The organism is Actinophytocola sp. (assembly GCF_050699935.1).
GTDB lineage: Bacteria > Actinomycetota > Actinomycetes > Mycobacteriales > Pseudonocardiaceae > Actinophytocola.
The window spans coordinates 65,543-91,520 of the sequence record NZ_JBOHGB010000004.1 but is presented as its reverse complement, the minus strand read 5'-3'; the positions used below and the strand labels follow the sequence as shown (position 1 = coordinate 91,520).

24 protein-coding genes and 1 pseudogene are annotated in these 25,978 nt (G+C 69.8%); 4 read left to right on the top strand and 21 right to left on the bottom strand.

From position 1 onward, the window contains the following. The first annotated feature begins 1 nt into the window (after position 1). Together ACRDTB_RS03040 and ACRDTB_RS03035 are read left to right on the top strand one after the other, a co-directional pair. Positions 2-1,030, top strand: a complete 1,029-nt coding sequence (locus ACRDTB_RS03040; protein WP_431428343.1) for an amidohydrolase family protein — start codon at positions 2-4, stop codon at positions 1,028-1,030. A 167-nt stretch (positions 1,031-1,197) separates the two neighbouring features. Continuing rightward, complete coding sequence (locus tag ACRDTB_RS03035; RefSeq protein ID WP_431428342.1) at positions 1,198-1,473, top strand: hypothetical protein; 276 nt, start codon at positions 1,198-1,200, stop codon at positions 1,471-1,473. 49 nt (positions 1,474-1,522) lie between these two features. On the opposite strand, the gene ACRDTB_RS03030 is transcribed toward ACRDTB_RS03035, so the two are convergent. The 6 genes from ACRDTB_RS03030 to ACRDTB_RS03005 all read right to left on the bottom strand — a co-directional run bounded on the left by ACRDTB_RS03030 (position 1,523) and on the right by ACRDTB_RS03005 (position 7,341). After that, positions 1,523-2,251: a FadR/GntR family transcriptional regulator gene (locus ACRDTB_RS03030; protein ID WP_431428341.1), complete on the bottom strand. Its 729-nt coding sequence runs from the start codon at positions 2,249-2,251 to the stop codon at positions 1,523-1,525. Between the two features lie 116 nt (positions 2,252-2,367). Continuing rightward, positions 2,368-2,748, bottom strand: a complete 381-nt coding sequence (locus ACRDTB_RS03025; protein WP_431428340.1) for a hypothetical protein — start codon at positions 2,746-2,748, stop codon at positions 2,368-2,370. Positions 2,749-2,851: 103 nt separating this feature from the next. Beyond that, entirely contained in the window at positions 2,852-4,549 is a 1,698-nt protein-coding gene (locus ACRDTB_RS03020; RefSeq protein ID WP_431428339.1) for a methylmalonyl-CoA mutase family protein, read from the bottom strand. 24 nt (positions 4,550-4,573) lie between these two features. Next, complete coding sequence (meaB, locus tag ACRDTB_RS03015; RefSeq protein WP_431428338.1) at positions 4,574-5,512, bottom strand: methylmalonyl Co-A mutase-associated GTPase MeaB; 939 nt, start codon at positions 5,510-5,512, stop codon at positions 4,574-4,576. After that, positions 5,509-6,906 (bottom strand): phenylacetate--CoA ligase family protein, encoded by a 1,398-nt coding sequence (locus ACRDTB_RS03010; RefSeq protein WP_431428337.1) that lies wholly within the window; start codon positions 6,904-6,906, stop codon positions 5,509-5,511. Before ACRDTB_RS03010 ends, meaB begins: the two co-directional genes overlap by 4 nt. 12 nt (positions 6,907-6,918) lie before the next feature. Next, positions 6,919-7,341, bottom strand: coding sequence for a cobalamin B12-binding domain-containing protein (locus ACRDTB_RS03005; protein ID WP_431428336.1), 423 nt, complete (start codon positions 7,339-7,341; stop codon positions 6,919-6,921). Between ACRDTB_RS03005 and ACRDTB_RS03000 the strand changes: the two genes are divergently transcribed. Both ACRDTB_RS03000 and ACRDTB_RS02995 read left to right on the top strand, forming a co-directional pair. Further along, complete coding sequence (locus tag ACRDTB_RS03000; protein ID WP_431428335.1) at positions 7,298-7,705, top strand: oligopeptide/dipeptide ABC transporter ATP-binding protein; 408 nt, start codon at positions 7,298-7,300, stop codon at positions 7,703-7,705. The two genes, ACRDTB_RS03005 and ACRDTB_RS03000, sit on opposite strands and share 44 nt — an antisense overlap. A gap of 336 nt (positions 7,706-8,041) precedes the next feature. After that, a pseudogene (locus tag ACRDTB_RS02995) lies at positions 8,042-8,509 on the top strand (ECF transporter S component); the annotation flags it as partial. A gap of 142 nt (positions 8,510-8,651) precedes the next feature. On the opposite strand, the gene ACRDTB_RS02990 reads toward ACRDTB_RS02995, so the two are convergent. The 15 genes from ACRDTB_RS02990 to ACRDTB_RS02920 form a co-directional block, all read right to left on the bottom strand. Continuing rightward, a complete protein-coding gene (locus ACRDTB_RS02990) occupies positions 8,652-9,584 on the bottom strand; it encodes an LLM class flavin-dependent oxidoreductase (protein ID WP_431428334.1) in 933 nt (310 codons plus the stop codon). 12 nt (positions 9,585-9,596) lie between these two features. Next, positions 9,597-10,325, bottom strand: a complete 729-nt coding sequence (locus ACRDTB_RS02985) for an IclR family transcriptional regulator (RefSeq protein WP_431428333.1) — start codon at positions 10,323-10,325, stop codon at positions 9,597-9,599. A gap of 145 nt (positions 10,326-10,470) precedes the next feature. Beyond that, a complete protein-coding gene (locus tag ACRDTB_RS02980; protein WP_431428332.1) occupies positions 10,471-11,259 on the bottom strand; it encodes an enoyl-CoA hydratase/isomerase family protein in 789 nt (262 codons plus the stop codon). Between the two features lie 10 nt (positions 11,260-11,269). Further along, on the bottom strand, positions 11,270-12,079 hold the full coding sequence (locus ACRDTB_RS02975) for an ABC transporter ATP-binding protein (RefSeq protein WP_431428331.1): 810 nt from the start codon (positions 12,077-12,079) through the stop codon (positions 11,270-11,272). A gap of 17 nt (positions 12,080-12,096) precedes the next feature. Then, on the bottom strand, positions 12,097-13,368 hold the full coding sequence (locus ACRDTB_RS02970) for an MmgE/PrpD family protein (protein WP_431428330.1): 1,272 nt from the start codon (positions 13,366-13,368) through the stop codon (positions 12,097-12,099). 17 nt (positions 13,369-13,385) lie between these two features. Further along, entirely contained in the window at positions 13,386-15,464 is a 2,079-nt protein-coding gene (locus ACRDTB_RS02965) for an acetate--CoA ligase family protein (RefSeq protein WP_431428329.1), read from the bottom strand. Further along, positions 15,461-17,224 carry a thiamine pyrophosphate-binding protein gene (locus ACRDTB_RS02960; RefSeq protein WP_431428328.1) on the bottom strand — a complete coding sequence of 588 codons (1,764 nt, stop codon included), beginning with the start codon at positions 17,222-17,224 and terminating at the stop codon, positions 15,461-15,463. The genes ACRDTB_RS02965 and ACRDTB_RS02960 overlap by 4 nt, the downstream gene beginning before the upstream one ends. Next, positions 17,224-18,708 (bottom strand): aldehyde dehydrogenase family protein, encoded by a 1,485-nt coding sequence (locus ACRDTB_RS02955; protein ID WP_431428327.1) that lies wholly within the window; start codon positions 18,706-18,708, stop codon positions 17,224-17,226. The genes ACRDTB_RS02960 and ACRDTB_RS02955 overlap by 1 nt, the downstream gene beginning before the upstream one ends. Next, a complete protein-coding gene (locus ACRDTB_RS02950; protein WP_431428326.1) occupies positions 18,692-19,630 on the bottom strand; it encodes an ABC transporter permease in 939 nt (312 codons plus the stop codon). The genes ACRDTB_RS02955 and ACRDTB_RS02950 overlap by 17 nt, the downstream gene beginning before the upstream one ends. Before the next feature lie 4 nt (positions 19,631-19,634). Next, positions 19,635-20,525, bottom strand: coding sequence for a cyclase family protein (locus tag ACRDTB_RS02945; RefSeq protein ID WP_431428325.1), 891 nt, complete (start codon positions 20,523-20,525; stop codon positions 19,635-19,637). A 23-nt stretch (positions 20,526-20,548) separates the two neighbouring features. Then, positions 20,549-21,700, bottom strand: coding sequence for a thiolase family protein (locus ACRDTB_RS02940; RefSeq protein ID WP_431428324.1), 1,152 nt, complete (start codon positions 21,698-21,700; stop codon positions 20,549-20,551). Next, positions 21,697-22,125, bottom strand: coding sequence for a Zn-ribbon domain-containing OB-fold protein (locus ACRDTB_RS02935; RefSeq protein ID WP_431428323.1), 429 nt, complete (start codon positions 22,123-22,125; stop codon positions 21,697-21,699). Before ACRDTB_RS02935 ends, ACRDTB_RS02940 begins: the two co-directional genes overlap by 4 nt. Continuing rightward, positions 22,107-23,750 (bottom strand): class I adenylate-forming enzyme family protein, encoded by a 1,644-nt coding sequence (locus tag ACRDTB_RS02930; RefSeq protein ID WP_431428322.1) that lies wholly within the window; start codon positions 23,748-23,750, stop codon positions 22,107-22,109. The genes ACRDTB_RS02935 and ACRDTB_RS02930 overlap by 19 nt, the downstream gene beginning before the upstream one ends. A gap of 38 nt (positions 23,751-23,788) precedes the next feature. Then, positions 23,789-24,871, bottom strand: coding sequence for an ABC transporter substrate-binding protein (locus ACRDTB_RS02925; RefSeq protein WP_431428321.1), 1,083 nt, complete (start codon positions 24,869-24,871; stop codon positions 23,789-23,791). Between the two features lie 118 nt (positions 24,872-24,989). Then, the gene (locus ACRDTB_RS02920; RefSeq protein WP_431428320.1) at positions 24,990-25,913 is read right to left on the bottom strand and encodes a phosphosulfolactate synthase; all 924 of its coding nucleotides are present in this window, start codon (positions 25,911-25,913) and stop codon (positions 24,990-24,992) included. Positions 25,914-25,978 lie beyond the last annotated feature (65 nt).

The window sequence follows — 25,978 nt, the reverse complement described above, 5'->3', positions numbered from 1 at the left end:
GATGGGCGCCGCGCGCAGGCTCGCCACGTCGCAAGCCGGAATGATCGATGTGCACACACATGCCATCGACCCCGATCTGGCCGACGTCAGCGCTCGCTTTCCGGGTGTCTACCCGACGGTGCAACGGACCTCGGAGGACACGGCGCAGATCTGGCTCGATGGTCGCATGTACCGGGAGATCGACAGCCGCTGTTGGTCGGCGGCCGACCGGGTTCGCGACATGGACGCCGAAGGCGTAGCCATGCAAGTGGTCTCGCCGATTCCGGTGACGCTGTCGCATTCGGAACCTGCCGACGGCGCGGCCGCTCTCGCCGAGGCACAGAACAACTTCCTGGCGAAGCTCGTCGAGGACGCGCCGGGCCGGTTGGCGGCCTTTGGCTGTGTCCCGTTGCAGTCGCCGCGGCGGGCCATCGCGGAGCTGGCGCGGTGTATCGAGGACCTGGGCTTCGTCGGTGTCGAGATCGGAACGCGTGTCGGCGATCGTGAGCTGTCCGACCCGGAGTTCTTGCCATTCTTCCAGGCGGCGGGCGAGTTGGGCGCGACGGTGTTCATTCACCCGGTGGACAGGACTCTGGACACACGATTGGCCAAGCTTCGCCTCACCTTCGGCATGGGCATGCCGACCGAGACCGCGATAGCCGCCGCAGGACTTCTCGTGGCGGGGGTGCTCTCGGCGGCGCCGAACGTTCGCATCTGCCTGGCCCATGCGGGCGGAGCGTTGCCCTCCGTGCTGCCCAGGGTCGCGTTCGGTCAGCGCATCGTGGAGGGGGTGACCGTGGACGAGTACATGGCAACCCGGCAGGCGCGCAAGCTCTGGTCCGACTCCCTCACCTATGACATCAACAGTCTGCGGCTCGCACTGACTCGGTACGGCGAGGACCACGTCGTACTCGGGACGGACTATCCGTTCACGGCAATGGAGACCCCCGCCGGCGCCGTCCTCGCGGATGTGCTGAGCCAGTTGGGTCGGTCCACCCACGATGCCATCGCCCGGGGAAACGCTCTGTCCTTGTTCCCGGATCCGGCGTGAACGCAAGCGGAGGAGAGCCGTGACATCGGGCGGCGTGGCCGAGTACCTTCGACGCGACCGTGGAGGGGAGTGCGCGCCCTTCGCGATCTCGGCGCGTAGCTCGGTGCAGCGCTGGTGTTCTGGTCCACAACAGACAACAACCGCCGCGAGAGTGGGTGTCAAGCGCCATGATCGGTTCCGACCGGGTCGAGTCCGGGTGCAACGGTGCACCGCCGTCGATGGTGCTCCACAACGAGTTCGCGACCGTGACCCTGAGCGTGGACTCGGACGCCAATGGTCCTCGCCTGAAGATCGTCGACCAGCGTTCGGGTCAGGTCGGGTTCCTCGACCCGCTGGAGCTGGAGAGTCTCGTGTGGGCGCGAAGGAACCAACTCGAGGCGCTGCTTGATCCCGGCGCGACACGGTGGACCGGCCCGGTGGACCTACGACTGGATGAGTTCTAGCCGCATGGGGCCGCGGTACGACTCCTCGTATGTGCGCGGGTGGCGGATGTCAGGTGGCCAGGATGCGGTCCTGGTAGAAGCGGGTGATGTGATCGGCGACCAGGTCGGCGGCTCGGTCGCCGTCTCCCTTCTCGATGGCGCGGAGGATGCCCTCATGCTCGGTGGCCAGTGAGTCGGCGACACTGCGCCAGTCCGATAACCGGGCGAACGCGGCTGCCATTTCCGACTCCACAGCGCCGCGCAACGCCTGCATCAGGTCGGCGGCCAGCGCGTTGCCCGAGATGCGGGTGATGCCGACATGGAACTCCGCGTCCAGCGCGTTGAACTCGCGGTACTCCTCCCCGGTCGCACGCATGGCGTCTATCAGCGCTGCCAGCCGTTTCAGATCCTCGGGTGTGTGGGTCGACGCTGCGGCGCGGGCGGCGTTGCGCTCCAGTTGCACACGGATCTCGACGAGGTCGGCGAGGCTGATCTGGGCCAATGCGATGTGGAGCCGCAGCAGGTTCGTCAACGCCGTCGTGGACTGTGACGTGATCACAGAGCCGGCGTCCGGACCGGAGCCCGTGCGGGCCTCGACGATCCCCATCGCCTCGAGTGCTCGCAGTGCTTCGCGGACGCTCGTCCGGCTCACGCCCAGCGCGGCGACGAGTTCCCGCTCGCTCGGTAGCTTCTGGCCTGGGCGTAGGCTTCCGTCGAGGATCTTCCGTTCTATCTGCTCCAGCACCTGCTCGTGGGTGCGTACTCGTCGGACGGGCTCCCAGGCGGCTTCGCTGGTCACTGTCGGTTGCTCCTTCGGCTCATGCCGGAGTGCTCTTCATCGTGAATCGTCACTCAAGGTAACCAGAGGTCTGAGGGACCTGTCAATGTGACCTCTCTGATGGTATGACCACACGGTCAACAGATGCCGAAGGGTACTCGTGCGCTTTCCTCCTGCTCTGTGTGGAAGGCGATGACCAGCAGCACGTCGGGCAGGACACGCAGGTACTCCGAACTCGTCTGCCGTGCGGCGCGGCGGCTGATCGCGGCAGCGAGCTTGAGCAGCCCGGCGGCGGCGCTGTATCCGCCAAGCACCGGGAAGCCGTGCGGCGGCTCGACGCCGTGGCGGCGCAGCGCGAAACGCAGCCGATCGGTGGACGGCGCGCCGCCGTCGGCGTGATCCAGCAATTCGTACTGGATCTCGCTCAGTAGCGACCGGAACTCGCGGTGCAGCGAACCTGTTGAGATCGCGGCGCCGATCGCCGCGTTCGCTTCGTCGACGGCGTCGCGCGCGCTCATGAAGGCACCATCCGAGGCACGACAGGCGTGGCCGGCGGTGCGGAAATCTGTCGGTACATGGAAACCTCTGCGATCTCTCGACATCGCGAGTTCAGGGACGAGCTCAGAACACGGGTGTCTCCGTGTAGGAGCCGAAGATCTCGCGCAGAGCACCGGTGATCTCGCCCATCGACAGCTGCGCCTCGACTGCCTCGATCGTCGCCGGCATCAGGTTGGCATCGGGGTCCTTCGCCACGGCGAGCAGCCGGTCCATCGCCGCGGCCGCCCGGTCCGGATCCCGGTCTACGCGGACCTGCTTGAGCCGCGCGAGTTGGCGGGCCTCGGACTCGGGATCGAGCTTGTGGGTCTCGATCTTCTCGCCTTCTCCCTCGTCGACGTAGGAGTTCACACCGATCACCGGGCGGTCACCGCTGGCCTTGCGGCGTGCGAAGTCGTAGGCGGTGTCTGAGATCTCGCGCTGGAAGTAGCCTTGCTCGATGGCGTTGACGACTCCGCCGAGCTCCTCGATCCTGGTGAGGTACTCGGAGATACCGCGATCCAGCCGGTCGGTCATGTTCTCCAGGTAATAGGAGCCGCCGAGCGGGTCGATCACGTTCGTCACTCCGGTCTCGTGGGCGATGACCTGCTGGGTGCGTAGGGCTACCTTCATCGCCTGCTCGCTCGGAATCGTGTACGCCTCGTCCAACCCATTGGTGTGCAACGACTGCGCGCCACCCAGCACCGCAGACAGTGCCTGCAGCGTCGTGCGGATGATGTTGTTCAACGGCTGAGGTTTGGTCAGCGTGGCCGCTGCGGTCTGTGCGTGGAACCGAAGCCGCATCGACTGCGGGTTGGCGGCGCCGAAGGTCTCCTTCATCATTCGTGCGTAGAACCGCCGCACCGCGCGAAACTTCGCCACTTCCTCGAATAGGTCGGCTTGGCTGACGAAGAAGAACGACAACCTGGGGGCGAAACTGTCCACGTCCACGCCGGTCGCCACCACGTCCTCGACGTACGCTTTGGTGATGGCCATCGTGAAGGCGATCTCCTGTAGCGCGTTCGCCCCGGCCTCACTGATGTGATAGCCGCTGATGTTGACCGGGTTGTACCTTGCCATGTGTTGGGAGCAGTAGACGATCGTGTCGCGCACGATCCGCATGCTCGGCCGAACGGGAAAGATCCATTCCTTCTGCGCTACGTACTCCTTGAGGATGTCGTTCTGGATCGTGCCGGATAGCTTGTCGAGATCGTAGCCGCGCCGGCGTGCCACCACGATGTACATCGCGAGCAGTATCCAGGCGGACGGATTGATCGTCATGGACACGCTGATCCGCTCGAGGTCGATCCCGTCGAAGAGCGCCTCCATGTCGGGCAGTGTGTCTATGGCGACACCCTCGCGTCCCACCTCGCCGAGGCTCATCGGGTCGTCGCTGTCCAGCCCCATGAGCGTCGGCATGTCGAAGTCGACCGACAGCCCGGTCTGGCCCTGCGCGATCAGGTATTGGAAGCGTTTGTTGGTCTCCTCCGCCTGCCCGAAGCCGGCGATCTGCCGCATAGTCCAAGTGCGACCGCGGTACATCGTCGGGTAGGGCCCACGGGTGTACGGGTACCGGCCGGGCAGACCGATGTCGTGCCAGTCGGTCGGCAGGTCTGCCGGCGTGTAGACGCGCTTGACCGGCATGCTGCTGCCCGAGCGGTACTCCTCGCGCGACTCAGGCTGGCGTCGCACGAATGCCGCGAGCTCGTCACGTTCCCAGCCCACGAGCTCTTCGGTCACGGCATCGGCGAGAGCATCGGTGGTCAGCCGGAACTCCTCGTTCACCACAGTCTCCTCGTGTCGCTCGTTTCACAGCTGGGCGACCAGCCGGCGCGCGGCCGACAGCGGGTCGCCGCGACGGGCGGTCACGTCGTCGACCGCATCGTCGAAGTCGGGGATGCCGGGGCGAAGCCGGTCGAGCACGAGCTGCTCGGCTAGCCACCGGATGCGTGTCGCGGTGTTGCGCCGGTCGCGACGTTGCCGCTCGCCGTGCTGTGTCATCCACGCCAGGTGTTCGGCGAATCGGTCGGCGAGTTCGGGCACGCCGAGCCCCGAGGTCGCGACGGTCTGCTCGATCGGCACGTTCCACTGGTGTGGGCGGCGGCGTGCCAGACGCAGCATGTCGCGCAGCTCGGCAACGGTCTTGACCGCACCCTCGCGGTCGGCCTTGTTCACGACGTGCACGTCGGCGATCTCCAGGAGCCCGGCCTTGATCGCTTGGACGTCGTCGCCCATGCCGGGCACGCTGACCACCGCGACCGTTTGCGCGGCGCTGATCACGTCCACTTCGGCCTGGCCGACGCCGACCGTCTCCAGCAGGATGACATCCTTGCCGGCGGCGTCGAGCACGGTGATCGCGTCGAGCGTCGCGCGTGACAGCCCGCCGAGCGCACCTCGCGTCGCGATCGAGCGGATGAACACGCCGCGGTCGCCGGCCAGGTCGGTCATCCGGATGCGGTCGCCGAGTATGGCGCCGCCGCTGAACACACTAGATGGGTCCACGGCGAGGATTCCGATACTGCGCCCTTGCCGTCTGTAGTGCGCCGCCAGGGCCGTGACAAGCGTGCTCTTGCCGCTGCCCGGCGGGCCGGTGAGTCCGAGCACGTGGGCGGAGCCGGTGTGCCGGTGCAGCGTCGCGAGCGCGTGCTCGATACCGTCGACGCGTCTCTCGACGAATGTGAGCATGCGGGCGATCGCGGCGTGTTCGCCGCCCAGCACGCGATCGGTCAAGTCCGCCGGTGCCGTCATCGACTGCTCCAGAGGTTGCGGAGCAGGTCCCGGTCGTCGATTACCCTGCGGGCCTTGAACTCCGTGCGGTCGAACGTGAGGTGCTCGACCGGTACCACGATGGCGCCGACCCCCAGCACCTTGCGCAGCCGATCGGCGATCCCCGCCGCCCAACCGGAGAGGTCCGGTACGTCCTGGTACTCGACTTGAACGACCAGTTTGTCCATCGTGGACTCGCGGCTGATGACGATTCGATGCTCGCCGCCGTAGCCGTCCGCCGCTATCACGACATCGTCTATCGCGCTCGGATAGACGTTCTCGCCGCGCACGGTGAACATGTCGTCGATGCGGCCGTAGATTCCGTGTGGCAGGAACGGATAGGTGCGTCCGCGGTCGGCAGACGGAGCTTCCCAGCGGGTGAGATCGTTGGACAGCAACCGGATCATCGGTTGGCTCGTACGTTCCAGCGTCGTGTAGACCGGCGTGCCCTCGCCGCCGTACTCGACCCGGCGATGGCCGACTGGGTCGCACACCTCGGTGTACACGAGGTCTTGCCAAGCGAACACGCCCGGCTCATTGCTGCCGGCGCCAAGGTGCATCCACGGGCTGACCTCGGCCATGCTTCCCGAGTCGTACACTTCCGCCTGGAACGCGTCGACGATCCGCGCGCGGATCGCGGGAACGCTCGCACCTGGCTCACCGGAGAAGAACAGCTTGCGCAGTCCCAGATCCGCGGGGTCCACCCCTTCGTCCACCGCGACCTCGGCCAAGTGCAGGGCGTAGGACGGCGTACCGTAGAACACGGTCACGCCCATCTGCCGCATCCATCGCACGGTGCGCGCGGTCTGTCCCGGATTGCCCGCACCGAACGGAAAAACCCGTGCACCGAGCCGCTCGGCTCCGATGTAGGCACCCCATGAGCCCCAGTACAAGCTCAGGGGGGAGGCCACCAGCACCGTGTCGTCGGCACGGATGCCCATCGCCCACATGACCCGCGCGTGCGCGTTGGCGACGCTGCGCCAGTCCCGTTCGCAGATGCCGAAGGCGGTCGGCCGGCCCGTCGTACCGGACGTGCCGTTGATGTGCTTGATCTCCGACGGCGTCACCGCGAGGTAGCTGCCGAACGGTTCGTGCTCGGCCTGGTCCGCCCGCAGCTCCTCCTTGCGCACAACGGGAACCTTCTCGAAGTCGGACAGGCTCCTGATGGACGATGGGTGGACCCCCGCCTCGCTCCACTTGCGTCGATAGAACGGCGCGTTGTCCCACGCGTAGGCCATCACCTCGCGGATGCGGGCGAGGATCGCGTCGTCGCGCTCCTCCGCCGGCATCGTCTCGCGCCGCGGGAACCAATGTCGCCGCGATTCCGGCGGGACGTAGGTCTCGTCGTATCGCGGGGGCCAGCTCCACTGCTCCATCACGCCTCCCGATCAACGGTCCGTGGCCAGCTCGTGGATGCGGCTGACGATCGCCTCTGGCGTGGTGTCCTGCCCGAGCACGTCGGCCACCCCTAGTTTCCTGAGCTCGTCGACGTCCTCGTCCGGCATAACCCCGCCGGCGACGATCGCGAACCGCGGCCGTTCCGGCAGCTCGTCGATCAGCTGGAAGATCCGCGTGAAGATCGGCAGGTGCGCGCCGGAGAGGAGGCTGACACCGAGCACGTCGACGTCCTCCTGGACTGCCGCCTCGAGCACCTGCTCCGGGCTACGGTGCAGGCCGGTGTAAACGACTTCCATACCCGCGTCCCGAAGGGTGCGGGCGACCACCTTCACACCCCGGTCGTGCCCGTCAAGGCCGATCTTGGCCAGCATGACCCGGATCGGCTCCTGGTCGACGACCCGCGCATGGTCCATGCCCACCTCCCATGGCGTACCTCGCATGAGGTCAGACCATAGCCCTGGTCAGGCGTCACGACAAGATGTCCGCAAATCTGGCCAAAGAGCCCAGGTAAGCGGGTTGCCGAGCCCGCTTCCTCGCTTCACATGTCCGCAAAGCCACGTGAGGACGAGACTCCCGGGACGAATCGATTCCGAACCTCGCGCCCGCCGACCCCGACGCCTACTGACCGGGGACCTGCCGAACCCGGTGGATCGGCCGACCGGATGCGCGTTCCGAGGCCGGTGCTGGAAGTCCGAGGAGGTATGCACGAACCGCGAGCCGATCCTGCTCAGCCCGCGTCAGGCAGGGCACGCCGTCGCGTGCCACGTGCCCGAGTAGCGTCCGTCAACAGCGGTAGGCTCGTGACCGTTCACGCGTCTGGTCCCGCGGACCCCGGGCGACCTTCTCTACCTCGGCACCCGTGCGCGCCGAATGCGACCAGGCGGACGCCGGGCCGGCCGCCGAACCGGGTTCCTGCCAGGCACTGCTCGACGAACTCACCCGCGGCCTGGACTACCGGGCCAAACGGCAACGTACCGCGGTGGTCGCCGGGCTCGCCGCCACGGCAAGGCGATCGTGCTGGCATCCCACGACGTCGAGGTCGTCGCGAGCGTCGCCGACCGCGTCATCGTGCTCGCCGAGGGCGAGACTGTCGCCGACGGCCCGACCGCGCAGGTGGTCGTCGCCTCCCGGCTTTCGCGCCCCAGGTGGCCAAAGTGCTCCATCCGGACCACGCCGCGTACGGCCGTGACGCTGAGCCTGGCCTCCGTCGCCGGCGTCGCCATGTTCTTCTGGCCTCTGTTTCGCCGCACCCGAGCCGGAGGCCATGGCACACTCCGCCGATGCGCCGCTGATCTTCGTCAGCACGCTGCCGGTGCTGATCGCGGTCGCGCTGGCCGAGATGTCCAGCGGCGGCATCGACTCGAATGCCCTCGCGATGCTCGGCGTCGTGTCCGCGGTTGACGTCGCACGTAGAACGCTCGGCGCCGGCACCGCCGGCATCGAGACCGTGTTCTTCGTGCTCGCCGGCCGCGTGTTCGGCCCCGTTTCGGCTTCCTCCCCGGCGCGACCAGCCGGTTCGCATCCGCGCTGCTCGCTGCGGGCGTGGGCCCGTGGCGGCCCTTCCAGATGATCGCGTCGGCCCGGGGTCGGACTGTTCGCCGGGCCTGCTCTGCTCGCCGTCCTCCGCCGAGCCTCTCCCGCGGGCGGCGTTCGACGCACCGGTCACATTCGCCTCCCATTACAGGCGCGACGTTGTCCCTTTGTCCCGCTCTGAGTGGTGGCGTTAGGTATCGGAGCCAAGCTCAGGGCAGGCGCTGGAACGGAGAAGTGGCCATACCTCCTTGGCGAGCAGCTCGATCATCGCGGGGCGGGCGTTGTCGGGGCAGGCCAGGGCGCAGATGACGTGGTCGGCGCCGGCCGTGGCGTACTCGCGTAGCCGGGCGGCGACCTGTGATGGGTCGCCGGTGGGGACGTACCTGTCCAGTAGCCGGTCGGTGTTCTGGCGGTACACGGCGGCAAGTTTGGCTTCGGCGACGTGGCGGGCGTGGGTTGCGTCGTGGTCGACGGCGAGCCAGGTGAAGACCGCGCCCGTGACCGGCGGTCGTCCCGCGGTCGTGGTCATGTCGCGGATCCGGTGCAGGCTGGTTGCCAGCATGTCCGGTGTGTACATGTACGGCATCCAGACGTCGCCGTGCTCGGCGGCTCGGCGCATCGCCGCCTCGCTGCGGCCGCCGATCCACACGGGTGGGCGCGGACGCTGGACCGGTGTCGGTTGCAGGGCAAGCCCGCTCACCTCGGTGTACCGGCCGTGGAAGGTGATCGGTTCGCCGGTGAAGAGCTTCTCGAGCAGGAGCAGGGCTTCGTTGGTGCGCGCGCCTCGTTCGGCGACGGGCACCCCGCAGGCGGCGAACTCCGCCGCGGACTCGCCGCCGACACCGATGCCGAGGTTGAACCTGCCGCCGGAGATCCGGTCGACGGTGGCAGCGAGCTTGGCAGCGAGGGGTACCGGGTAGAGCGGCAGCAGCGTGACCGTGGAGACGAGCCGCACCGACGTGGTCGCGGCCGCCGCGGCGGCGAGGGTCACGAACGCGTTGGACGTGGGGCCGGTGAAGAAGACATGCTCGCCCGCGGCCACATGGGACAGGCCAAGCGACTCCGCCAGTCGTGCCTCGGCGACGACATCGGTATGTCCTGACAGGACGATGCCGAGCTCCATGGGTGGTCCCCTTCAGCCGATGCGGGCCTCAATGGTGCTCGCCGCCCGCAGAACGGTCGCGGCCAGGTCGGACTCCTGCGCGGAGTCGAAGCGGTGCACGGGGATGTTCAGCCCGATGTCCGCGACGGGCGCGCCGGTGGCGGTGCGGATCGGCGCGAAAATGCCAACCGCCCCGCTGACACGCTGTCCGGAGGTGATGGCGTACCCATGTTCCCGCACGTGGGCGAGCGTGTCCTCCAGTTCGGCACGGTCGCGCCACGGTGAGGTGCCGGCACGCATCTCGTCCTCGGCCTGCGCGAAGGCGTCCTCGAGTTGGTCCGCCTCGGCGTAGGCCATGACGGCCACGCCGCTCGCCGCGCGGTGGATGGACATCCACCGGTGCAGTTCGGCCACGTAGCGGACGGGGTGCTTGGACTCGGCCATGGTGGTGAACATGATCTGCCGGCGGGCAGGGTCGTACTCGGCGAACAGGGCGGTCTCGTTGGTCACCGCGGCCAGCTCACGCAGCGCGGGGTCGGCGAGCTCGACCAGGCCGTAGCGAGCGCTGATCCGCCGCGTCAGCCGCAGGAAGTCGTCGGCGAAGCAGTATCCCTCGCTGTCGTCCTTGGTCAGCACGCCGCATTCGGCGAGAGTGCTGACCAGCCGCTGTGCGGCCGCGGGACCGATGCCGAGATGCCGGGCGATCTCGCGCACCCCGGTGTGGCGCCGCGGGCTGCCGGCGAGATACTCGATGATCGCCATGGCGCGCACGATGGGTTCCCGGCGACCGGGCTCCGCCTCACGTCGGGCGGTGCCGTCTCGATTCTTGTCCGATGTGGACAGTTCGCGGCTTGGCGGTTGCATCGGTGCTCCCGAAATCGGGGGGTCCGTCGGCGGTCGGACGCGGTCAGCCCGCACCGCGGCCGTTTCCGATCTCGGCGAGCCGCGCGCGAACCTCCGGCAGATCCCGCAGCAGGGCCGCGTCGGAGGCTATCACCGCGAATGCCTCGCTCCGTGACAGGCGGGCGGAGTCGTAGACCGACCGCTTGACGGCCCGGACGAGTTCGGCGGGCTTGGCGGCGATCTCTGTGGCGAGCCGGACGGTGATCGCGAGCACCTCCCGTGCGGGGACCGCGTCCAGCGCGAGCCCGCATCGGACCGCCTCCCGCCCGGTCAGCCGGCGTCCGGTCCAGAGCAGCTCGAGCGCGCGCTCGGTGCCGACGATGCGCGGCAGCAGGTGGGTGGCGCCGTTTCCGGGGAACAGGCCGACGTTGACGTAGCTCGCGGCCAGGACGGCGTCCGCGGCGACGAGTCGGATGTCGGTCTGCAGCGCGAGGTCGAAGCCGGCACCAACCGCGGCACCGTTGACCGCGCCGAGAACCGGCGTCTCCATCGCGAACAGTTGCTCGGCGACGGCGTGTGCGCCGATGCGCAGCCGGTGGCGGAACCGGGGTCCGGTCTCGCCTGGGTCGATGGTGTCGAGGTCCACGCCGGAGCAGAAGCCCTTGCCGGCGCCGGTGAGCACGACCGCCCGGCACTCCGGGTCGCCTTCGCAGTGCGCCAGCCGCGCGCGCAGTACCTTGAGCATCGGCTGGTCGAAGGCGTTGCGCTTGGCCGGCCGGTTGAGCGTCAGCACGGTTACCGCACCCTCGGCCGCGCGTGCGGTCAGCACCGGGTCGTCGTTGTCCTCCGCCATGATTCTCCGTTCAGACGTCCAACAGTGACCGGATCTCGCGGCCGAGTTCGGCGATCTCCGGCCTGGCCAGCATGTCCAGCTGCCGTGGCCGGTCACCGGGCACGTCGTGAACGCTGACGATCCGGCCCGGCCGGGCGGACATGACCACGACGCGGTCGGCGAGGAACAGCGCCTCGTTGACGCTGTGGGTGATCAGGAACACCGTGGTGCGTTCCTTGAGCCAGATGTCCTGCAGCAGCAGGTTCAGCCGGTCGCGGGTGAGCGCGTCGAGCGCGCCGAACGGCTCGTCGAGCAGCAGCAGGCTCGGCCGGTGGATGAGCGCGCGGACCAGCGCCGTCCGCTGTTGCATACCGCCGGACAGTTCGAACGGGTACCGCGTCACGAAGTCGCTAAGGCCCACCGCCTCCAGGAGCTCGAGGGCCCGGTCGCGCGTGCCCGGCGGCATGCGGCGATGCATCCGCAGCGGCAGCAACACGTTGTCCAGCACCGTCTTCCACGGCAGCAGCGAGTAGCCCTGGAACACCACGCCGCAGCCCCGCCGCGGTCCAGTGAGGCGGTCGCCGTAGTAGTAAGCCTCACCGCTGCTGGGCATGACCAGGCCGGCGAGGATGCGCAACACGGTCGTCTTGCCGCAGCCGCTCGGGCCGACCACGGCGACGAACTCCCGATCGGCGATGTCGAGGTCGAGCGGTCCGACGGCGTGGATGTGGCCCTTGCTCGTCGGGTAGTGCATCTGCAGGGTGCGCAGCCGCACGGCCGGCGGGGTCTCGGCGGGCCGCGCGGCTGCTGACTCGGGGGTGGTGGTGTTCCGGGTGCGCATGGCTCTGCTCCCAGCGTTCATCGGCTGCGGTCGGCGTCGGTGTGGCGGAACAGGTCGAGCACCGCGCCGAACGCGTGGGCGTGGTCGAGGCGGTAGATCGAGTCGACCAGCGCGGCGTCGACGACGCCCGAAGTGAGCGCGGCGGCGTGGTCGGCTCCCCACGGACCGAGCTCGCTCATGGCGTGCTCGCTGGTGTGCCCGCCGGGGCCGCTGACTCGCACGATCGCCTCGTCCAGTCGAGTGCTGAGCGCGGTATCCATGTGCAGGGCGACCTGGTTCGCCGCATCGGTGACCGAACCTGTCGGCTCCCACCGGTCGGCGGCGCCGCAGAACGCGGCGTAGCCGGTGCCCGCACCGGACACGATCCCGGCGACCGCCTGGGCACTGTTGCGCGCCGCGCGCACGCCGGCCGGCTTGGGGTTGTCCAGATGCGGGATCAGCGGCATGTCAATGCGGAGCAGGCCGGCGCCGTCCGGAGGGAGATCCCGCAGCGCCAGGACGACCAGGTTCAGGTAGATGTTGCACGGGTAGTGCTTGAAGATCACGTCCCCCGCGGTGAGGGCCGGTCTGGACTCCGGGGGTGGTTCGGTGGCCATGCCGGGGAACAGCGTGTCGAGGGCCTTGCCGAGGTCGTGCGATGCCGTCCAGCCCTGGGCGGCGAGGAGCGCGGCCTCGAGGCCGTGTGCGGTGCCCCAGCCGAAGTGGGTCAGCCCGATGCGCGTGGCGGCGCTGTTGACGGCCAGCCCACCCGCGCGGGTCAGGGCGATCGCGACAGCGTCGGCACACGCCGCACGGCTCAGGCACAGCGTGCGGGCGGCGGCGGCCGCCGCGGCCACCGTGCCGAACACGCCGGGGCTGTGGAAGCCGACGCCCGGCCGGGTGCCGGTGATCGTCCGGCGTAGCCGCAGCGCCACGTCGATTCCGGCGAGCACGCCGTCGGCGATCCGTTCACCCGGCGCGCCGGAGACGGTCGCCGCGAGCCCGCTCGCCAGCGTGGCCGACAGTGGGGTGTGCGACGGGCCGATGTCCATGGGGTCGAGGTCGGCGGCACCGGCCAGCGTGCCGAGTGCGACCGCGGTGCCCAGCAGGTCGCGGTCAGCCGTGCCGTCCAGGTCCGGCCACCGTTGCGGCAGTACCCACCACTCGCCGGCGATGCCGAGCGCGGTGCACACCAGCACCGCTCGCAGCGCCTTGTCCACGGTGTTCCGCAACGGTTCCGGTGTCCGGTCGAACGACGTCAGCGCGACCGCGGCGCCGAGCGGTTCGAGGTGGTCGACGGGTCGGGGCATGGCGTTCGGCCTTCCGGTCAGGAGGTGATGCGGATGTCGACGGCGACCGCGCGTGCGGGTGTGACGATCACGGGGTTCAGCTCGATGCTGGACCAACCCGCGGTCGGCAGGCCCGTTGCCCAGCGGGAGAAGCGGGCGACGAGCTCGGCCAGCGGGTCGATCGGGCACGGTGGCAGGTCGCGGAACCCGGCGAGCACGCGCCGCCCGATCGCGAGCTCGGCGACCCACTCCCGGCTGTCGCGGGCGGAGAGTGGGGCGAGCCGGAAGGCGGCGTCGTCGACGAGGTCGGTGAGCACCCCGCCCGAGCCGACTACCGTCAACACGGCGCCGTCTGCGTTGTTGACCGCGCCCACGAGGACTTCGTGCCCGGTGATCTGGGGCTGCACCACGATGCGCGGTTGGTGCCCCGCGGCCGCTGCTGCGGCGGTGAGCCGGCGGAATGCCGACCGGATGCCGGCGGCGTCACCGACGTGGGTGACGACGCCGCCCCAGTCTGTCTTGGCGCCGAACCCGTCCGGCAGGCTCTTGAGCACCGCCTCGCGGCCGGCTGCGGCGGCGACGGCATCGTCCGGAGTGGACACCGCGACGGTGGGCACCACCGGCACACCGGCTGTCGCCAGATCCTCGGCGGCTGCGGGGAAGTCGACCGGTATCCGCCCGTGTCGCCGCTCCTGCCGGCGTGGCGGTGCGACGGTGTCGCCGTGCCTGGGAGGTGCCAGCGCGGCGGCCATGACCGCGGCGGCGCCGCGTGCGGTCGTGGCCCATCCGGTGCGGCTCCGGTTCAGCAGGGCGCGGTTGGCCTCGGTCGGCTCCGTGTAGGACCAGACCACCAGCGGCTTGCCCGACTCGGCGAGTACTCGCGGCCACGGCTCGGTGGTCAGGTCGCGGTAGCCGAGCAGACCGACCAGCAGCACGCCGTCCACCTCGGCGGCGCGCATCAGCCGCTCCACCACCGATGCGGCCACCGGGCCCAGCGCCACCTGAGCGCTCACGTCCACCGGGTTGGCGGTGGCCGCGTACGGTGGCAGCAGTTCGTCCAGTGTGGACCGAAGAGACGCCGGCAGCTCGGGAACCTCGAATCCCGCGGCCAGCAGGTGGTCGGCGGCCAGGATTGCCGGGCCGCCGGCCGCGGATACCACCGCCACTCGCCGCCCACCGGACGATCCCGGTGCCGTCGGTGGCCGGTGCGCGGCCAGCGCGACGAGTGTGTCGAGATCGTCGGCGACGGCGATGCCGCAGCGGTCGAATACGGCCCGGGTGATGCGGGCGGATGTGGTGGCACGACCGGTGTGCGACTCGACCGCGGCCCGGGTTCCCGCGCTCGTGCCCAGCCACAACGCGACCAGCTGGCAGCCGGCCGCCCGCGCGACGTCCACCGAGCACAGGAACCTCGGCACGGCGCCGAGCGACTCCACGGTCAGCGCCAGCACGTCGCAGCCACCGGACGTGGCGCCGTACTCGAGGAAGTCGCACAGGTCGAGGTCCGCTTCGTCCCCCGTGGACACCACGGTCGTCACCCGCGCGCCGCGCGCGTCGAGTCCGGCGAGTGCCGCGAACGCGAGCGCGCCACTGTGCGAGACGATCCCGATGCGTGGCCGCGGGTCCGGCTCGTCCGTCCCGGTCGCCGTGGGCGGTGCGGCGCCGATCGCGTTGAATGTCAACGGAATCGGCCGTGTCCAGTCCACCAGGCCCTCGCTGTTCGGGCCTACCAGCCGGGTGCCGGTGCCGGAGACGAGGGCCCGCAGGCGGTCGCGGCCGGCCTGGTCGAAGCCGGCACTGCCGACGATCACGTACGGCACACCGAGGCCGATGGCCGCGCCGACCGCGTCGAACGTCAGGGCGGCGCGCACGAGCACGATCGCCACGTCCGGTACGACGGGAAGCTCGGCGAGCGAGGCGTACACGCGCCGGCCGTCGATCTCGGCCCGGCGCGGGTTCACCAGGTACAGCTCCGGTCGCGGGCAGGCGCGCAGAAGGGCGCGGTACTGCCGGTCGCCGATGCTGCTTGGCGTGGCCGACGCGCCGACCAGCGCGACGCTCTTCGGTGCGAACAGCCGATCGAGCGCCCGCGGATCGGTGCGGTCGGGCTGGTTCATCGCGGGGTGACTCCCACCCACGGGAAGATCGGGTGGTTCCATACGTCGCCGAGCTTGAATCCACCACCGGGCGGGGCCGACGACGCGCGGTCCACGATGACGTCGATAAGCGCGGGACCGTCGTGGTGCAGGCCCCAGTCGAGGGCGGACTTGCAGTCGTCGATGGTCTCCACACGGCGGGCGGGAACCCCGGCCGCCTCGGCAACCGCGGCCAGGTCCAGCCGGTAGTCCCGGGTGCCGCCGCCGTTGAACTCCGCGAACGACGTCCGGCCGTACCGGTTGAGCTGGGAGTTGACCACCGCTCCGTAGGCGCCGTCGTCGATCACCACGAACAGCACGGGCACGTTGTGCTCGGCGACCGTCGGCAGGACGGGGAGCGACATCGACATGCCGCCGTCGCCAACCCAGGCGATCGTCCGTGCCCTCGGCCGGCCGAGCGCGGCACCGACCGCACCGCACGGTCCAATGCCCATGGTGCCCGCGCCCATGCTGCTGACCACCATGTCACCGGCGTGCACCGGGAACTGCTGCGCGACCCACTTGTGGTGCTTGCCCACGTCGCACACGATGTTGAGGGGCTGGTTCGCGGTCTGGTCGCGCAGCGCGGACAGCACCGGACCGACCGGCATGGGCTGGCCGGACTTGCTGAGCGCGTTCAGTGCGACCTGTGCCCATTCGTCGCGGCGGCGACCGACCTCGTCGCGCCAGTCACGCGGAGTTGTCCACGCGTCGAGAGCTTCCCGCAGGTCGGTGAGCACGGCGGACGCATCGCCGAGCAGACCAGCGCCGACGGGGAAGACGTTCCCGATCTCGGTCGGCTCGATATCGCTCTGGATCAGCACCGTGCGGTTCGGGTCGAAGGCACCGTTCGGCTGCCACGAACTGGTGGCGGACTCGGTCATCCGCGCGCCGACGGCCAGCACGACGTCGGCATGCTGGGCGGTCCAGTTCGCGACCTCGGTGCCGACCCAGCCGACCACGCCGACGGACTGCACGTGGTCCTCCGGGAACGCGCCCTTGCCCGTGACCGTGGTGGCGACGGGAATCCCGGTCGCCTCGGCGAGGGCGAGGAGCTCGGGCTGCGCGCGCCCGAGGTTGATGCCGTTGCCCGCGACGATCAGCGGTCGCCGCGCCTTCGTCAGCGTCGCCACCGCGCGGTCCACGGCGGCCGTGGTAGGGCGGGACTCGCCCGTGGCGGGCAGGTAACCGGTGAGGTCCGGCCACTGGGGGATCTCGGCCTCCTGCTCCCACAGCTCGAAGAACACGCTCAACGACACCGGGCCGGGACGGCCGGTCGTCGCGGTACGCAGCGCGCGCAGCGTCTGCTCGACGATCTGCAGCGGGGTGTGGCACTGCCACGCCCGCTTGGTCACGTGCCGCAGCACCTGCGCCATGTCGGCGTCCATGCCGCGGGAGAATTCCTGGTAGGCGCCGCGGCCGAGGGTCGCGCGCACCTCCTCGCCGTGGATGACCAGCATCGCGGAGGAGTCGGCGTAGGCGGTCCCGATCCCGGTCACGAGGTTCGCGGTCCCGGCGAAGGTGTGCGCGAACACCGCCATCAGCTTTCCGGACACGCGGTAATAGGCGTCCGCGGCGAACGAGGCGATGCTCTCGTGTCGGATCAGGAAGGGCCGGATCCGCGGCTCGTCGAGCAGTGCGTCGGCGAGGGCGAACGTGGTGTGGCCGGGGATGCCGGCCACCACCTCCACGCCGGCGTCGGCCAGGGTCCGCACCATCAGTTGCGCTGTCGTGGCTCGCATCAAGACCTCCCGGAATCGCTCGCGGTACCGACCACATGGGTCTGCGGAACGGAGTACTCGTGCATGGCCTCGAGCCCGTTCTCCAGGCCGAAGCCGCTGTTCTTGCGGCCGCCGTAGGGAACCTGCCAGTGGCCGGGGCGGTAGGCGTTCACACATACGACGCCGGTCTCGAGCGCGTGCGACACCCGGCCCGCGCGATGCGTGTCGGTCGTGCACACGGCGGCGACCAGTCCATAGTCCGAGTCATTGGCCAGCGCGACCGCCTCCTCCTCGGTGTCGAACGCCAGGACCGCGACGACGGGACCGAAGATCTCCGCCCGCCACAGCGGTGAATCGGGGCCGGCGTCGGCGAAGATCGTTGGTGTCACGAAGAATCCGGGCCGGCCGGTGACCGGTGTCCCGCCGCGGATCAACCGGTGCCCGGCACGCCTGCCGGCCTCGATGCTCGCGGTGATGCGGTCACGTGCCGCGGCCGAGATCACGGGCCCGACATCGGTCTCCATCGCGGTGGGGTCGCCGAGGCGCAGCGCGCCGGCCCGATCCGCGAACCGGCCGAGGAACCGCTCGTACACCGGGCGCGCGACCAGCACCCTGGACACTTGGGCGCAGGACTGGCCGGCGGAGCGGAAGCCCACCCGCGCGGCGATGTCGACGGCCAGGTCGAGGTCGGCGTCGGCGAACACAAGCAGGGGTGTCTTGCCGCCGCTCTCCACCGTGGCGGGGACCAGGCGATGGCCGGCGGCGGCGGCGACCGTGCGGGCGGTGCCCGTGCCCCCGGTGAAGGTGACCTTGTCGACCCCGGGCGAGTTGACGAGCGCGGCGCCGACCGTGCCGTCCCCCGTAACCACGTTCACCGCGCCGGGCGGGAATCCCGCCTCGTCGATGAGCCCCGCCAGCACGGTCGCCGTCACCGGCGCCAGCTGCGATGGCTTGAGCACGACCGTGTTCCCGGCCGCCAGTGTCGGACCGAGCTTCCAAACGTACTGGTAGATCGGCGAGTTCCACGGGGTGATCGCCGCGATCACCCCGTAGGGCTTGCGATAGGTGCGGACCTCGAGCCCGTCGCCCATCGGAATGGTGTGGCCGTACAGCTTGTCCGCGGCGCCTGCGAAGAACCGGAGCCACCGCGCGGCGCGAAGGATCTCCTCGCGGGTGTCGCGCAGTGGCTTGCCGTTGTCGGTGGTCTCCAGGAGGGCCAGCATGTCGCGGTGGGTGACCAGCCGATCGGCCAGCCGGTACAGGCAGGCGCCGCGCTCACCCGGCTCCACCCGCGCCCAGGCGGTGTCCAGGCAGCGCCGGGCGACGGCGACGGCCTCAGCGACCTGCTCGGGTCCGGCGGCGTCGATCCGTGCCCACACCTGTCCCGTGGCCGGGTCGACCGACTCGACCGGCTCCGGCGCGGTGCCCGTGCGGTGCTCGCCGTCGATGTACACGCCGTCGAACTCCCGCGCCCCGGCGGTGGTGTTCCTACGCGCCGACGACATCCGTGCTCCGTTCCTCGGCCCAGAACAGCAACCTGCGCTCGATCACTCGCACGATCAGGAACAGCGTGACGCCGATCATGGTCAGCAGGACGAGTGCCGCGAACACACCGGCCTGGTCGAACACGGTGGTGTAGATCTGCACCCGGCCGCCGAGCCCGTCACCGCCGGTGGCGAACTCGCCGACCACGGCTCCGGTCAGGGAGAACACGACGGCCACGTTGAGGCCCGCGAAGATCATGGGCAGTCCGGAGCGGAGCTTGACGTGCCAGAACACCTGCCACCGCGTGCCACCGAGTGCGCGCACGATGTCCAGCCTCTCGGCCGGCACGATCTGGAACCCGGAGCGGGCGTTGACGAGCATCGGGAAGAACGTCAGCAGCGCCACGATGGTGAACTTCGGCAGGTACCCGGGGCCGAGCAGCAGCAGGAACAGCGGCGCGATGGCGACCTTCGGCGTCACCTGCATGGCCACGATGTAGGGCGCGAGGACCGCCCACGCGCCGGCGAACTCGGCCAGCAGCGCCGCGACGAGCACCCCGGCCACGCTTCCGACCGCCAGGCCTCCCATGGCTTCCTGCAGCGTCTCGAGGATGCTGCCGTACCAGGCGCCGGGCGAGTCGATCGGCTGGGTGAACCCCGACACCAGCGAGTTCCACACGTCGACCGGAGAGGCCAGCACGACCGGGCTGATGTCGAACACCACGATGGCGAGCTGCCAGCCACCGACGATCACCACGAGCACCAGCGCCTGCCAGAGCAGCAGCAGCCGGTGGCGCTTGCGTCTGCGGACTGGCGGCGCCGCAGGCGCCTCGTCGCCGGCCGGCCGCGTGGTCTCTGCCGCGGTCCCGTTCGGCTCTCCGGCAGGGGAGTCGGCGGGGGAGTTGTCGTGCACGTCGCCGGACACGCCACTGGGTCTGGTCATGGCCTCACACCACCGCGATCGGGGCGAGCGGGCCGCCGGTGCCGCCGACGACCGGTAGCGGGTTGAACGCCAGCAGGAACTCGAAATGGCCGGCCGCGGCCAGCTCGTCGAGCGCGAGGAGCTCGATCAGCGGCAGCCCCTGGTTTCGCAGGAGTTCCAGGTGTAACGGCATCGTCGTGCCGTCCTCGCCGGGCACCACCTCGACAGCGGCGGTGTCCGCACCGACCACGCACGCCTCCCCGTCCACCAGCCATTCGGCGACCTCGCGGCCAATACCGGGCCGGGAGCCGCCCTCGAACAACTCGGCGCCGAGCTCGTCGTAGGCGCCGAGCCAGCCGGTCCGGAACAGCACCGCGTCACCCGACTCGAGCCCGCCGACACCCTGCCGCGCGAGGGCCTCCTCGACGTGATCGCGTCCGATGACGAGACCGGGTTCCAGGTACGGCACACCGAGCAGGCCGGCGACGTCGACGAGGACACCGCGGGTCAACACCGGGCCCATCGTGTGCACACTGAGCTTGCGCGCCCCGGAGCTACGCACGGTCGAGGACGGAAAACCGTTGTACAGCACGCCGTCCGACCATGCGTGGCAGAGCGCGTCGATGTGGGTGCAGCCGTGCGTGGGCAGGAAGACGTAGTCGTCGGCGACGCACAGCTGGCCCTCCGCGGCATCGGTGTAGTCGCCGCCGGTCAGCCGCATCAGGTGCAGCGGCCGGTTGCGGGTGCGCGTGCCGGCGAACGGGCCGGATCGGCGGATCGGGATGCACAGCGAGAAGCACTCGCCGCGGCTGACCAGCCCGATGCCGCGCAACGTCGCGGCGGTGTCGACGAAGTTGAGCGCACCGCGCTCGTCGTCGCCGCCCCAGCGGCCCCATCGCGACTTCAGAGAGTCCATTGTGTACTCCTCAGATCCCACTTCTACCGCCTGGCCAGGACGACGGTGCTGTGCAGGTTGAGCGGCCCACCGAACCCGTGCACGACGGCGAACTCGGGGTCGCGCACCTGGCGCTCGTCCGCCCGACCCTGCAGCTGACGCACCGACTCGATCACGTGCGCCAGCGAGTTGATGCTGTTGCCCCAGGACAGCGCACCGCCGTGAGTGTTGAGCGCGACACTGCCGCCGGGCGCGAGCTCACCCGCCTCGGCGAGCTCGGCTGCCTCTCCCGGGGTGCAGTAGCCGATCTGCTCCAACAGGAGTAACGGCATGAAGCTGAACGGGTCGTACAGGCCGAACAGCTGCACGTCCCGGGCGGTCACGCCGGCCGACCGCCACGCGCGGTTCGCCGACATCGCCGCGCCACCGTCGTCCAGGGCCGTGAAGACGTCGGTGTAGCCGCGCCGCGTGTAACACTCGCCGGAGCCGAGCACGGTCACCGGTGCGCGTCCCGTGCGGCGGGCCCGCTCGGGCGTGGTGACCACGACCGCGCCCGCGCCGTTGTTGGTCTGGCAGCAGTCGAACTTGCGCAGCGGCTCGGCGATCATCGGTGCCGCCCGGACGTCCTCCATGGACAGTGGGGTTCGGCGCAGCGCCTGCGGGTGGTGCAGTGCCCACTTCCGGGCCGCGACCGCCACGTGGCCGAGGTGGTCCATCGTGACGTGGTGGCGGCGCTGGAACTCGCGCGCGATCATGGCGAACCAGGACGCGGCGAGGCTGCCCCACGAGGCGTCGAACTCGCCGTGCATGTAGGCCATCTCACGGACGATCTCCTTGCGGCTGCCGCGGATCCAGCCGCTCACCACGACCACCGTGTCGCACAGTCCGGCCGAGACGTGCGCCGCGGCGTGCGCGACGCACGCGCCGTGCGAGGCGCCGGCGACGTCCACCATGTGGTGGTAGTGCAGCGGCCTGTCGAGCAGCTCGGCCCACAGGCCCGGCGCGGAGACCGCGGCGCTCTTGCTCTCCGAGCGAACGTTGGCCACGCCGTCGACCTCCGCCAGGTCGATCTCCGCGTCGGCCAGCGCACCGAGGATCGCTTCGCGCAGCACGTCGTGGTGGGTCCGGCCGGTCAGCTCACCCTGGTCGGTGGTGTACACGCCGGCGATGGCCGCCCCGCGTCCGTGGTCGGTCATGCCGGCCCGCCTCCCACCGGTGCGAAGAAGTAGAGCGTGCGGCCGTCCACGTCACGGAACACCGTGCGTACCCGCGTACCGACGTCCACAGTGGATGGATCGCAGTCGATGACATTGCTGAGCAGCCGGACCCCAGCGTCGGCGAGCTCGACGAGGGCGATCACGTAGGGCGCCTCGAACACCGGCAGTGGTGGCCGGTGCACCACGGTGAACGCGCTGACGGCCCCGTCTCCGGACACCTGCCGCCAGCCAGGGTCGCCGAGGCCGCAGCCCGGGCAGATCGGCAGCGGCGGATGTATCCAGCGTGTGCAGGCGTCGCAGTGCTGGATCACGAGCCGCTTCTGTTCGACGGCCTCCCAGAACGGCCGGGTGCCCGTGCTCACCTCCGGCAGCGGCCGGCCGGTGGTCACCTCGCCGGCAGCCATGCGTCCACCTCCTGTCCTCCGTCCCGACCACCCTCTGCCGCCGGGGGCCACAGCTCGCGGCCCCACGTACGCAGCTGGCTCCTGCTCACCCGCCCGGCGGCGCCGCGCGGGAAGTCCTCCACGAGCACGATTCGGCGGGGCAGCTTGAAATCCGCCAGGGCGGCCCGGCAGTACGCGCGCAGTTCGGACACGTCCGGCGACGCGCCGCGCTCGGCCCGGACGAAGGCGATCGGCACCTCCTCCAGGCGCGGGTCCGGCACGCCGACCGCGTAGCACTGCTCCACCTGCGGGTGTTGTGCCAAGATGGCCTCGACCTCGGTCACCGACACGTTCTCGCCGCCGACGCGGATCTTCTCGCCCAGCCGTCCCGTGTAGATGATGTGACCGGTCGGCAGCACGGCGCCCGTGTCGCCGGTGTGCAGCCAGCCCTCCTCGTCGATGCTCGTCGACGTGGCGGTCGCGTCGCCGTAGTAGCCGTTGAAGACGCAGCCACCGCGGACCAGCAGCTGGCCCTCCTGCTCCGGTGGGAGTCGTCGACCGGTGTGCGGGTCGGCCGCGACCACCTCGATCCCCGGATGCGGGAGGCCGAACGTGTTGTCCTGCGCCCACAGCGTGTCCAGCGGACCCGTGAGCGAGACGTTGCCGTGCGCCTCGGACAGACCCCACATCGACAGGATGGTCGGCACCCGATAGGCGGCACGCACCTGCCGGCGCAGCTCCGGGTCGGCACCGGCGGCGCACACCCGGAGGCTGGACAGGTCGAACCGGTCCACTCCGAACCGAAGCTCGTCGTACATCATGGTGGCGACCGCGAAATGCAGGGTGCAGCGGTAGCGCTCGAGCGCCGTCAGCGCCGTCTCGGCGGTGAACGCCTCCAGCTGGACGAGCGTCGCGCCGCGCAGCACGCAGCAGAGCAGGCCCCACACGTGGCCGCCGATGTGGAAGAACGGCAGGCCACTGCACCAGCGGTCGCCGGGCCCGAGACGCAACCGCCGGGTGCACTCGGCGATGTTGGCCCGCACGCCGTCGTGGCGCAGCACCGCAGCCTTGGGAAAGCCCGTGCTCCCGGAGGTGAACACCAGCTCGGCGACATCACCCGGCCGGACCGCGGCGACCCGCCGGTCGAGCTCGGCGTCCACCGCGTCCCCCGTCCCGTCGGCGATCTCTCCCAGCAGCACCGCACCCGCGGGTCCACTCTCGCCGAGCGACATCATCGTGTCTACTGTGGATCCTCCCGCCGAGGCAGCGGCGAGGGTCGCGGCAATGTCGCGCGTGCGGACTCGCGGTTCGAACAACACCGCCCGCGTGCCGGTCACCCGTAGCGCGTGCGCGAACTCCTCGGCCGACCACCGGGTGTTCAGCAGCACTGCCACCGCGCCCACCCGCAGGATCGCGAAGTAGGCCACGACCCACCGATAGGTGTTGCCGGCGGCGAGGGCGACCCGGTCCCGCGCCGCGATGTCGAGGCAGACGAGCCGGCGAGCCAAGTCCTCCACATCCGCCGCCAGCGTGCGGTAGGTGATCGCGCCCTGCTCAGAGCGCAGTGCGACGGAGTCGGGATAGCGCCGCGCCGAGTCCCGCAGACACGCCCAGATCCCGCCGCCTGCGCCGCCGTGCTGAGTCATCGTCACCTCCCGGTTCGCCGTCCGCCGCGGTCGGCCGGTCATGGCTTGAAGTCGCGCGCGAATGCTTCGATCTCGGCCCGGTCGAAGTCGTTCGCCGCCTTGATCAGGTCGTTCGTGTAGTACTGCTCCGGGTCCACCTTGGACAGACCTTGGTAGGACAGGTAGTCGCGCCAGCCGTTCGGCGGGTACTCGCCGATGGCTAGGCCCTGCGGCGGCAGCACGATCTCCATCCGCTTTTGCAGGCCGGGTACGAACTGCTCCACAGCGTCGTCAACCGAGGTATTGGTCGGCAGGGTGTCCGGGTACATGTCGAAATGCAGCCGCAGTGCGGCCTCCGGGTTCACCGAGGTGAAGACCTCGGCCTTGGCGGTGACCCGCGCGGCGCCGACCGCCGCCTCCCGGTGCTGCTCCAGGAACGTGTTCGCGCAGCCGAGAGAGTTGCCCACGCGCAGCTTCTTGATGAAGTCCGGCTGTTCGAGCAGCCGGATCTCGTGGCCGTACACCGTCTCGTCGGCGACGAAGTCGGTGTCGAACGACACGATGCAGTCGATCGTGCCCTTCTCCAGGGCGACCGCGGCGCCCGGCCCGTACAGGGGCACGAACTTGACGTCCGTCTGCGGGTTGATCCCGACCGACTCCAGCACCTTCTGCGCGTAGTAGTGGCTGGCGCTGCCGAGCGCCTGCACGGCGAGCTGTTTGCCACGCAGCTGCTCGAACGTCGTGATCGGGCTGTCGGGTAGTACGCCGAACCAGTAGAGGATCCCGTACGTGGCGTTGAAGAACATCTTGTACGGCTGGGCGACGCCCTTGTTCACCGCCTGGAACATGGGGTCCTGGAACCCGACGCCGATCTGGACCGCACCCTGCTGTATCGCCGTAAGCTGCACGGTGGCGCCGTTGTAGCCGGTCCACTCCGCGTCGATGCTCTCGTCGGCGTACCAGTCGAGCTTGGGGCTCAGGCCGATCCAGTAGTAGCAAATGGACGGATTGAGGATCGTGTTCGCCAGCGCGAACTTGACGGAGGTCCTGCCACCCGAGCTGGGCGGGGCGGTCTGCTGCCGTCCCGCGCAGGCGGCTAGCGCCGGCGTCGACACCGCCGCCGCGCCCGCCAACGCCGCCACACCGAGGAAGTTCCGTCTGGATATCGAAGAAGAACGCATGATCTGACCTCGCGAATTCGCGCAAGACCCCCGCCGACAATTCCCCGCCGCTGACACACGACCGTCGGAGGGCGACTCCTCAGGCGCGCCACCAGCGCTCGACCGAGCTCCCTGTCCGCATCCATGGGTAGTTCCCGGCGTTGCCGAACCCGAAGATCGGGTGGTTGCCACGCCGGATCGCCTCCAGGTTGGCCATCTCCTCGATCCGCGCGTTCGCGATGTTGACGTCCGGGCCGAAGGTGCGGACCAGCCAGAACTGCAGCCATTGCCGGTTCTGCTTCGGCCGCAGCCCGGAGACCTCGAACATGATGTTGTCCTGACCGACCTGTCTGGCCACCTCGAGGACCTGCTGCGTACCCGTTCCGGCCTGCGCACGGATCCCGTCCGGGTCGTCACCCATCACCATCCGCAGCAGGTGCCCCTCCCAGTACACCTTCCACGCGCCCGCCTCGAGCAGGCGGGTGAACTCGCCGACCGTCACGTCGATGTCGATCACGTGCTCGGCCAGCCGGGTCTCGTCGCCGTCCGCGAACTTGCGGCCGACCTCGCCGACCACCCGGTAGCCCAGGTCCACGGCGGCACGCACGAGCTCGCTGTGCTCGTCCAGGGTTCCTCTCGTGGAGGTCGTGCTGGACACCTCGACACAGTCGAAACCGAAGTCGCGCAGGCGCTTGAGCACCTCGCCGGTCTTGTCCTGTTGCTCGGCCACCTCCAGGAACAATCCGCCAGGCTGCACCAGCACGTCGTGCTTGAGGTAGGCCTCCACGCGGCGTCGGACATGACGCACCGAGCTGAGCAGCAGGGGGTCCCACAACTTCACGACGTCGAGATAGGACCCGAACGCGTCGAGCATCCCGTCGACGAACTCGATCGGCCACCCCTGGTCCATGACCATGGTGAGGCCCTTCTCGCGAGGCTTGCCCTCGGTTCGAGGCGCGACGGCCAGGTGAAGGAAGTCCAGCGCGGCCGTGTTGTCGTCCGGGACCGCCGTCTGCGAGCTCATGGAGCCTCCTTGGTCCGACTACGCCACGTGTTCGTCCGATCGCGACTGTTCGCTTCAACGAAACG

Coding starts and splice junctions, on each gene's coding strand:
- ACRDTB_RS02935 (WP_431428323.1), bottom strand. CDS start 22,125: ATGGCTGCCGGCGAGGTGACCACCGGCCGGCCGCTGCCGGAGGTGAGC.
- ACRDTB_RS02920 (WP_431428320.1), bottom strand. CDS start 25,913: ATGAGCTCGCAGACGGCGGTCCCGGACGACAACACGGCCGCGCTGGAC.
- ACRDTB_RS02940 (WP_431428324.1), bottom strand. CDS start 21,700: ATGACCGACCACGGACGCGGGGCGGCCATCGCCGGCGTGTACACCACC.
- ACRDTB_RS02960 (WP_431428328.1), bottom strand. CDS start 17,224: ATGCGAGCCACGACAGCGCAACTGATGGTGCGGACCCTGGCCGACGCC.
- ACRDTB_RS03005 (WP_431428336.1), bottom strand. CDS start 7,341: ATGGACCATGCGCGGGTCGTCGACCAGGAGCCGATCCGGGTCATGCTG.
- ACRDTB_RS02950 (WP_431428326.1), bottom strand. CDS start 19,630: ATGACCAGACCCAGTGGCGTGTCCGGCGACGTGCACGACAACTCCCCC.
- ACRDTB_RS03025 (WP_431428340.1), bottom strand. CDS start 2,748: ATGAGCGCGCGCGACGCCGTCGACGAAGCGAACGCGGCGATCGGCGCC.
- ACRDTB_RS02965 (WP_431428329.1), bottom strand. CDS start 15,464: ATGAACCAGCCCGACCGCACCGATCCGCGGGCGCTCGATCGGCTGTTC.
- ACRDTB_RS03010 (WP_431428337.1), bottom strand. CDS start 6,906: ATGGAGCAGTGGAGCTGGCCCCCGCGATACGACGAGACCTACGTCCCG.
- ACRDTB_RS02985 (WP_431428333.1), bottom strand. CDS start 10,325: ATGGCGATCATCGAGTATCTCGCCGGCAGCCCGCGGCGCCACACCGGG.
- ACRDTB_RS02980 (WP_431428332.1), bottom strand. CDS start 11,259: ATGGCGGAGGACAACGACGACCCGGTGCTGACCGCACGCGCGGCCGAG.
- ACRDTB_RS02970 (WP_431428330.1), bottom strand. CDS start 13,368: ATGCCCCGACCCGTCGACCACCTCGAACCGCTCGGCGCCGCGGTCGCG.
- ACRDTB_RS03035 (WP_431428342.1), top strand. CDS start 1,198: ATGATCGGTTCCGACCGGGTCGAGTCCGGGTGCAACGGTGCACCGCCG.
- ACRDTB_RS02930 (WP_431428322.1), bottom strand. CDS start 23,750: ATGACTCAGCACGGCGGCGCAGGCGGCGGGATCTGGGCGTGTCTGCGG.
- ACRDTB_RS02975 (WP_431428331.1), bottom strand. CDS start 12,079: ATGCGCACCCGGAACACCACCACCCCCGAGTCAGCAGCCGCGCGGCCC.
- ACRDTB_RS03000 (WP_431428335.1), top strand. CDS start 7,298: ATGACCCGGATCGGCTCCTGGTCGACGACCCGCGCATGGTCCATGCCC.
- ACRDTB_RS02955 (WP_431428327.1), bottom strand. CDS start 18,708: ATGTCGTCGGCGCGTAGGAACACCACCGCCGGGGCGCGGGAGTTCGAC.
- meaB (WP_431428338.1), bottom strand. CDS start 5,512: ATGACGGCACCGGCGGACTTGACCGATCGCGTGCTGGGCGGCGAACAC.
- ACRDTB_RS02990 (WP_431428334.1), bottom strand. CDS start 9,584: ATGGAGCTCGGCATCGTCCTGTCAGGACATACCGATGTCGTCGCCGAG.
- ACRDTB_RS03040 (WP_431428343.1), top strand. CDS start 2: ATGGGCGCCGCGCGCAGGCTCGCCACGTCGCAAGCCGGAATGATCGAT.
- ACRDTB_RS02945 (WP_431428325.1), bottom strand. CDS start 20,525: ATGGACTCTCTGAAGTCGCGATGGGGCCGCTGGGGCGGCGACGACGAG.